The organism is Alphaproteobacteria bacterium (assembly GCA_018667735.1).
In the GTDB taxonomy this organism is placed as follows: Bacteria; Pseudomonadota; Alphaproteobacteria; order Rickettsiales; family JABIRX01; genus JABIRX01.
This window is the reverse complement of sequence record JABIRX010000014.1, coordinates 1-7,303: the sequence shown is the minus strand read 5'-3', so window position 1 is coordinate 7,303 and position 7,303 is coordinate 1. Positions and strand designations below refer to the sequence as shown.

The following is a 7,303-nucleotide window of genomic DNA, read 5'->3' as shown; positions in this document are numbered from 1 at the left end:
TTTTGCGTTGGCTGAGGCTGGGGCGGCTGATGCCCCTGCTGCTGTTGAGTTGGCTGAGGCGGCTGATGCCCCTTGTGCTGCTCTGAATGCTCTTGCTCCTGCTGCTATTTTTGCTTTGGCTGAGGCTGAGGCTGGGGCGGCTGATGCCCCTGCTGCTGGTTGTCGTGCTGCTGTTGCTGTTTCTTGTAATGTTGAGGATGCGGTTGCTGCACTACCAGACGTATTGTGTGATGTTGATTCTGCTTTTGCTGGTGCTGCTGCCCTGCCTTTGTTTGATGCTCTCATTTTTTCCTCCTAAATAATTATGATGGTTGTCACTATAACATAATTTTTAGCTCTGCGCAAATATTATTATAATTAGCTTATTAATTAATGTGTGATGTGTTTTTTACTTACTTTATAGTTAAGAATTCTGAAAATATTTTAGGTCTAATTTACTAAATTTATAATATAAGAAATGCTTAAAAACTTATATATTTATAGTTTGCCAAAATTTATGTCAATTAAAGTAAGTGAGGCTAATTTGCGGGCGGGGCCTGGTACAAATTTTCCAATTGAGTTAATTTATGTTAAAAAGAATTTGGTTATAAAGATAGTTATGTTCTTGATAATTTCTATAAAGTTTGGACTAATATGATGAAAAAGCGATCTAGTTACATGGTAAACAAACAAAAAATAACGCTGAATAAAAGTTAAATAAGTGACCAGATGAGTGTTTTAAGTAACTTTTACAAGCTTAATTTGTCAAGTATCAACTTATCATTCATGGCTGGGGAACTAGGATTCGAACCCAGGTTGACGGAGTCAGAGTCCGTAGTCCTACCACTAGACGATTCCCCAATAAATATATTTTATAGCTTACTATACAAGCTCGCAAGATAAAAGATCTTTTCAAAGATCAAAAATTATAGTACCTTTAAAGTTAACAATATAAAATTATATGAAGTTTGAAATTATATATATCCTAACTTTTTTTTACTTAATAGGGTATATATTAAAAACTTATTTTATAAAGTCTGGTATTTTTTGGGGCAATCTAAATAAAATTAATAACTTAGTTTTTTTACCTACATTATTTTTCTTTGCGGCATATAAACAGACGCTCAATATTAATTTTACTATAGTTTCTTTATTAATTTATTTTATTGCAGGATTAAGTGTTTTTGTGATTTTATATTTTAATTTAAAGAGGACTAATTTTAATACCGAAAAAATGACATCTTTATACATATGTTCTTTTGGTTTAAATTATAGTTATATTGCAGCTATATCACTTATTTTACTTAATCAAGAATTTACTTATATTATCTTAAATATTTTAATATTTATTATAATTATAACTATTTTGGTGGAGTATTATTTGGCGATTAGATATAATCTTAGTAATGTTTCATTGAAGCAATTATTAAAACGATTATTTTTTAAACCTATTATTGTTGCTTTTTTTATAGGTAAATTATTGAATTATTATAATATACCTCTTGCATATCACTTAAATTTCTCACTTTATAATTGCACAATTGCTTTTTTACCAATTGCATTAATATATTTTGGCTCTTTAATAAGTTCTGTTAAGTTAAAAAATATTAATAGTGAAATTTTACTCTGTTCATTACTTAAATTGTTAATTTTTCCAATATTAGTTATATTTTTAGGTAAAATTATTTTCTTAGAAGTAAATATATTACTTTTCTTAGCTATTATTTCAGCCATGCCAGTAGGGTATGAAGTTAGTTGTAATAATATGTTAAATAATAAAATTTTAGCATTACAATTAACCTTTTCCATATTATCACTACCTTTAATTATCTATCTATGTAATTTGACATTATCTTAAACTGCTATTTTATATAGTGTAAATATGCAACTGTAGCTCAACTGGATAGAGCACCACTTTCCGAAGGTGGGGGTTGGAAGTTCAAGTCTTCCCAGTTGCACCACTTAAAAATAAAAAATAATAATTTAATATTATAAGTTTCTAATTATAATATTTTGTAATTAATAAAATATATCATGAAAGCTAAAGTTTTTGTTACTCTTAAAAATGGTGTACTAGACCCACAAGGTAGCGCTATAAAAAATTCATTAACCAATATTGGAATAACTTCTATTGAGTCAATAACTCAAGGAAAATATTTTGAGTTAAATATCTTAGAAAATGATAAAAACAAAGTAGAAGAAATAATAGAAGAAGCCTGTAAGAACTTACTCGCTAACACAGTTATAGAAAATTATAAATACGAATTAGTTTAACATGAAAGCAGCAGTTATTAGATTTCCAGGGTCAAATTGTGATAGAGACATGTTTGTCGCATTAAAACAGCAATTTAAAGATGTTAGCTATATATGGCATGATGATAATAAATTACCCGACAATCTAGACTTAATTGCTATACCTGGAGGTTTTTCATATGGCGATTATTTAAGATGTGGCTCTATGGCAGCTAATTCTAAAATTATGCAAGAAGTCAAAAAATTTGCAAATAAAGGTGGTTACATAATTGGTGTATGTAATGGTTTTCAAATTTTAACTGAAGCAAATCTTGTGCCTGGTGTGTTGCTTAGAAATGAAAAATTAAAATTTATCTCCAAAAGAATAACATTAGAAGTGGTTAATAGATCTTCTAAATTTACCCATAAAATAAATCAAGCTGAAATTAATATTCCAATTGCCCATCATGATGGCAATTATTTTTGCACAAATGACCAACTTAAAGCTTTGCAAGATAATGAACAAATAGCTTTTAAATATCAAAATAATGTTAATGGTTCAATTGCAAATATTGCTGGTATTTTAAATAAAAATAAAAACATCCTAGCTATGATGCCACACCCAGAAAGAGCAGTAGAGCCTAATGTTGGCGGTGTAGATGGCAAACAAATATTTTTATCTATATTAAGTTAATCAATAGCTTTTATTAAAGCATTAACTGTAACTGCGCTTACACCTAAAATAGCTATGCCCGCAACCGTAAAAATGCTAGCGAAAGTCCAATCATCGCGCCTTTTGTTATTTTTGAAACCTTCAACATTTTGGTAACCTGAATATGCTAAAATTTGTTTTTTTTCATAATTAACAATAATATCCTCAGCCTCACCATTGAAATCGCTACTTGGAGATTTTGTCTTTTCTATTTTTGAATATTCGTCCTCGTTATCTTGATACTCTAAATATAGTTTGCTTCCATTACTATTAATGGAAATACCAGCAAAAAATTTTTCTTCATCAAGTGAAGCAAAACTGTTGGTGGATATCAGTAAGCTTAAAGAAATAACAAGTTTTATAAGTTTATGCATAATCAAAATTTGGTAAGTTTATATTAAAACGATTTGCGATCTCAGCGTAATATTTAGTAAGTGAACCTAAGTCTAAACGGAAACGATCTTTATCCATTTTTTCACCTGTGTTGTTATCCCATAATCTGCATGAGTCAGGACTTATTTCATCAGCTAATATAATTTGCTTCATGTCATTGCGACCAAACTCTATTTTAAAATCTACCAATTTAATGTTAATGGAGTCAAATAGCTTAAGCAAAACATCATTAATGTTATTAGTTATGGCTTTAATTAACTTAATTTCACTTTCAGTGGCAATTTCTAGAAGTAAGATATGATCTTCTGTAATGAGTGGGTCGCCAAGATCATCTCTTTTATAGCAAAACTCAATTAATGGTAATTTAAAATTAGTATTTTCTTTTATGTCTAATCTTTTGCAAATACTACCAGCTGCATAGTTTCTTACGATTACCTCTAAAGGTAAAATATTTAATTTTTGTACTAATTGAACTCTATCATCAATTCGCTTAACAAAATGAGTATTGATTTTTTGCTTGTTAAGCTCATTCATAATGAACTCTGAAATAAAGTTATTTAAAATACCTTTACCAGATATAATATCCTTTTTAAGCGCATTAAACGCCGTAGCGTCATCCTTGAAATATTGATATATTAAATCATTTTTGTCCGATTTATAAAGTATTTTTGCTTTACCTTCGTAGATTCTTTCTTTAAGCACTAAACTAAAACCTTTTATTTATGCTTAATTATATACTCAATCACCTACATTTTCAACGAAAAGATTTAATTAAAAATATCACAAAAATTTATTCGCCTAATTTTAACGCGAGACCGTCAAATATCAATATCAACACAGTGATAATACATTACACAGAGCTTGGTGAGCAAGATACAATAGAGCATTTTTGTAATAAATCATCTAAAGTGAGTTCTCATTTTCTAATCAATAAAAATGGTAAAATATATATTTTTGTTTCATTAGAAAAACGCGCTTGGCATGCAGGTGTTAGCAGGTGGAAGGACAATCGTAACATAAATGACAATTCAATAGGTATTGAACTAGAAAATAATGGAGAAGAAGTTTTTACTAAAAAACAATATAAAGCTCTTATTCATTTAATAAAATATTTAAAACGGAAATTACCCATAGAAGATCGCTTTATTCTTGGTCATTCAGATATAGCACCACAAAGAAAAATAGATCCTGGTAGATTATTTGATTGGAAAATTTTATTCAAAAATAAAATTGGTTACCTTGCTAAGATTAATCTGGATGACAATAAAATAATTTTTAATTTTGGTGCAAAAGGAGATTTAGTAAAACAAGTACAGAAATCTCTGAAGATGTTTGGTTATGATATTTTAGTTGATGGTATTTTTGGTCCAAAAACGTCTAAAGTAATTAATGCTTTTAAAGCTCATTATAACCCGTCTTCACTAGGTTTTGATTGGGATAGCTCATCAAGTCATATATTAAAGCAATTACTTGCTTATGATCTTAAATAGCTGAAAATTCAACTTTTAAGTGCTTTCCCTTAATTACACAAGCAATTTTAGGGGTTTAGTTTTGTCAATATTTTTTTTTGCGATAAATGCAAAAAATGCTGTTTACTATTTAGATAATTAATCTTAAAAGTTATATCTCTAATAATTTATTAAAGCCTAATTTTTAAACATGATCAATTTAACTAGCGCAACAGAAGCATGGTCTAAATTACAAGAAGATGATAGCTATTTAATAGATGTTAGAACAAGTGCTGAATGGAACTTTGTTGGAGTTCCTTTGTATGATCCTCACAAATTAATAAAGCTCTCTTTGTTTGAATATCCTGATATGAGTTTTAATAGTGATTTTCTTAATGAATTTAACAAGTTATTTAAGGGTAGCAAAAATAGTAAATTATTTTGCTTATGTAGAAGTGGCGTGAGATCACAACAAGCAGCCGAAATCTTTGAAACTGCTGAATTTAAGAATATCTATAATATAATAGATGGTTTTGAAGGTAATACAGATAATAACAGACATCGCAACCAGATATCAGGTTGGAAATTTAGTGGGTTACCGTGGGAGCAAAATTAAATTTTCAAAATAAACAGAATTTTTCTGCCAATTGGCAATTATATCAAGATAGCTTAAGAAGCTATTATGGTACTTCTGTCTTTAATGGTTGGTTTTCAAGCTTAAAATTAGTTAGTGAAGAAAGCTCTTCATTAACTTTTAGTGTTAAATCGCGTTTTATAAAAGAGTGGATTACTGTTAATTATTACGATGATCTTGTAGATATAGCTAAAAAGCATAAAGATGATCTTTACAAACTGGATTTAATAGTTAGCCCAGAAGCACATAATGCAGAAAATATTAGTAAAGATAGCACTTTTGATACTCCGAAAAATAATGTTAATGACAATAATAATGTTTTTTCAACGAAACTAGATCCTAGAGCTACTTTTACAAATTACATAGTGGCTGACGAAAATAGAATTGCTTTTGCCGCTGTTAAGTCAATATTAAGTAAGAATATACATGTTAATCATATAAACTCAGTATATTTATATGGAAAAGTTGGTTTAGGTAAAACTCATTTACTTTCAGCAATTGCGCATGAGCTTAATAAAACTGATAATAAATATGTGTTTATGAGCGCAGAGCGTTATGTTTTTCATTATAGTAAAGCTATTGCTAATCAAGAACTAATGAAATTTAAAGACCAGCTTTATAATATAGATTATTTTTTATTAGATGATCTACATTTTATGCAGGGTAAAAAAGGTACGCAACAAGAATTATTGAATTTTATTAGCTTCTTAACATCTAATAATAAAAAAATCATATTTACTGGAGATCGTAAAATAAATGATTTCAAAGATTTAGACGTGAAATTAAAATCAATATTATCTGGGGGTATTGCAGCAGCCATTAACCCTCCTGCGAAAGATTTGAGAGAAAAAATCATTAGACATAAAATTATGATAAATAATTTTACTTTGAATGAAAAAATAATTAATTTTATGGCTGTGCAAAATTTCTTTAATGTTAGGGAAATTGAAGGCGCAATTAATAAAATTTTAATTCATCAAAATATCCTCGGAGAAGAGATAACAACTGATAATATAGCAGATATTATTAAAGATTTTATTGTGCAAACTTCTTATCATGAGATAACTCCTGAAAATATAATCAAACTATTATCTGCTCAATATAAGATCTCCACACATGAAATAAAATCCAAAAAAAGGAATAAGGAAATAGTATATGTTAGGGATATTGCAATCTATTTATGTAAAATATCAACTAAATTATCACTCGCTGAAATAGGTAAAGTATTTGCAAGAGATCATGCAACTATATTACATTCATATAGAAAAACTGAGAAACTCATTAAAACAGACTTAGTTATTAAATTTGAGATTGAAAAAATTAATGAAATGATTAGAACTAAATAAATGTCTTTATTTAGTGTATGTCCAAAATTAATAATAACGAGAATTTAAAAAAAACTTTTAATTCTAAAAATCCTCTTAATAAAGAAAATATAAAAACTAATTATTTGTCTGACGATACGGATAACTTAGAGCTAAATAAACAGGAGATCGATGATGTTAGTATAGGTGATGAAGCATCCATAGAAACAGAACTAAGTTACGCAGATCAGCAGGATATTAGCAAAATATCGGAGGATGATTTAGAAGAAGAGATTGCTGAGTCAAAATTAAAAAAATTGCTAAAAAAGTTTGGTTTTAAAAAGAAAAAAAAGAAAGGAATGAGTTTTCTTAACAGTGACTTAGCACCAACACTTGGAAATGAGGGCTTAGGAGCAAATGGCCTATCTGAACAAGATATGCAGAAAAAAAGAGCTTTATTTTCAAAGTTGGGCAATGCACTTATGAAAGCTTTTATAAATAATCCAAATTTAAGAAATGAAATAAGTAATGTAAGTAAAAATCTTCAAGATCAAGTTTCAGTTGTTGATGAGATAAAAGCACAAAATACTAAAAATATGGA

10 protein-coding genes and 2 tRNA genes are annotated in these 7,303 nt (G+C 28.5%); 7 read left to right on the top strand and 5 right to left on the bottom strand.

The genetic code is table 11. The features are described from left to right. The 3 genes from HOH73_01285 to HOH73_01275 all read right to left on the bottom strand — a co-directional run. A partial coding sequence (locus tag HOH73_01285) for an NADH-quinone oxidoreductase subunit C (GenBank protein ID MBT5827498.1) occupies positions 1-285 on the bottom strand: 285 nt, incomplete at its 3' end. A 481-nt stretch (positions 286-766) separates the two neighbouring features. Further along, positions 767-840, bottom strand: a tRNA-Gln gene (locus HOH73_01280). A 666-nt stretch (positions 841-1,506) separates the two neighbouring features. Then, positions 1,507-1,788, bottom strand: coding sequence for a hypothetical protein (locus HOH73_01275; protein ID MBT5827497.1), 282 nt, complete (start codon positions 1,786-1,788; stop codon positions 1,507-1,509). A 75-nt stretch (positions 1,789-1,863) separates the two neighbouring features. Here HOH73_01275 and HOH73_01270 point away from each other — a divergent pair. The 3 genes from HOH73_01270 (at position 1,864) to purQ (ending at position 2,905) form a co-directional block, all read left to right on the top strand. Next, positions 1,864-1,940, top strand: a tRNA-Arg gene (locus HOH73_01270). A 73-nt stretch (positions 1,941-2,013) separates the two neighbouring features. After that, a complete protein-coding gene (purS, locus tag HOH73_01265) occupies positions 2,014-2,253 on the top strand; it encodes a phosphoribosylformylglycinamidine synthase subunit PurS (protein MBT5827496.1) in 240 nt (79 codons plus the stop codon). A gap of 1 nt (position 2,254) precedes the next feature. After that, positions 2,255-2,905 (top strand): phosphoribosylformylglycinamidine synthase subunit PurQ, encoded by a 651-nt coding sequence (purQ, locus tag HOH73_01260; GenBank protein MBT5827495.1) that lies wholly within the window; start codon positions 2,255-2,257, stop codon positions 2,903-2,905. Here the strand turns inward: purQ and HOH73_01255 are convergent. Next, a complete protein-coding gene (locus tag HOH73_01255; GenBank protein ID MBT5827494.1) occupies positions 2,902-3,297 on the bottom strand; it encodes a hypothetical protein in 396 nt (131 codons plus the stop codon). The genes purQ and HOH73_01255 overlap by 4 nt on opposite strands. Further along, positions 3,290-4,018, bottom strand: coding sequence for a phosphoribosylaminoimidazolesuccinocarboxamide synthase (locus HOH73_01250; protein MBT5827493.1), 729 nt, complete (start codon positions 4,016-4,018; stop codon positions 3,290-3,292). The genes HOH73_01255 and HOH73_01250 overlap by 8 nt, the downstream gene beginning before the upstream one ends. 20 nt (positions 4,019-4,038) lie before the next feature. Here HOH73_01250 and HOH73_01245 point away from each other — a divergent pair, with 20 nt between their 5' ends. The 4 genes from HOH73_01245 to HOH73_01230 all read left to right on the top strand — a co-directional run. Beyond that, positions 4,039-4,806: an N-acetylmuramoyl-L-alanine amidase gene (locus HOH73_01245; GenBank protein ID MBT5827492.1), complete on the top strand. Its 768-nt coding sequence runs from the start codon at positions 4,039-4,041 to the stop codon at positions 4,804-4,806. A gap of 169 nt (positions 4,807-4,975) precedes the next feature. Next, entirely contained in the window at positions 4,976-5,380 is a 405-nt protein-coding gene (locus HOH73_01240) for a rhodanese-like domain-containing protein (GenBank protein ID MBT5827491.1), read from the top strand. Next, positions 5,365-6,744: a chromosomal replication initiator protein DnaA gene (gene dnaA, locus HOH73_01235; GenBank protein MBT5827490.1), complete on the top strand. Its 1,380-nt coding sequence runs from the start codon at positions 5,365-5,367 to the stop codon at positions 6,742-6,744. The genes HOH73_01240 and dnaA overlap by 16 nt, the downstream gene beginning before the upstream one ends. 17 nt (positions 6,745-6,761) lie before the next feature. After that, positions 6,762-7,303 (top strand): hypothetical protein (locus tag HOH73_01230; protein ID MBT5827489.1); only part of this gene is annotated, 542 nt, incomplete at its 3' end.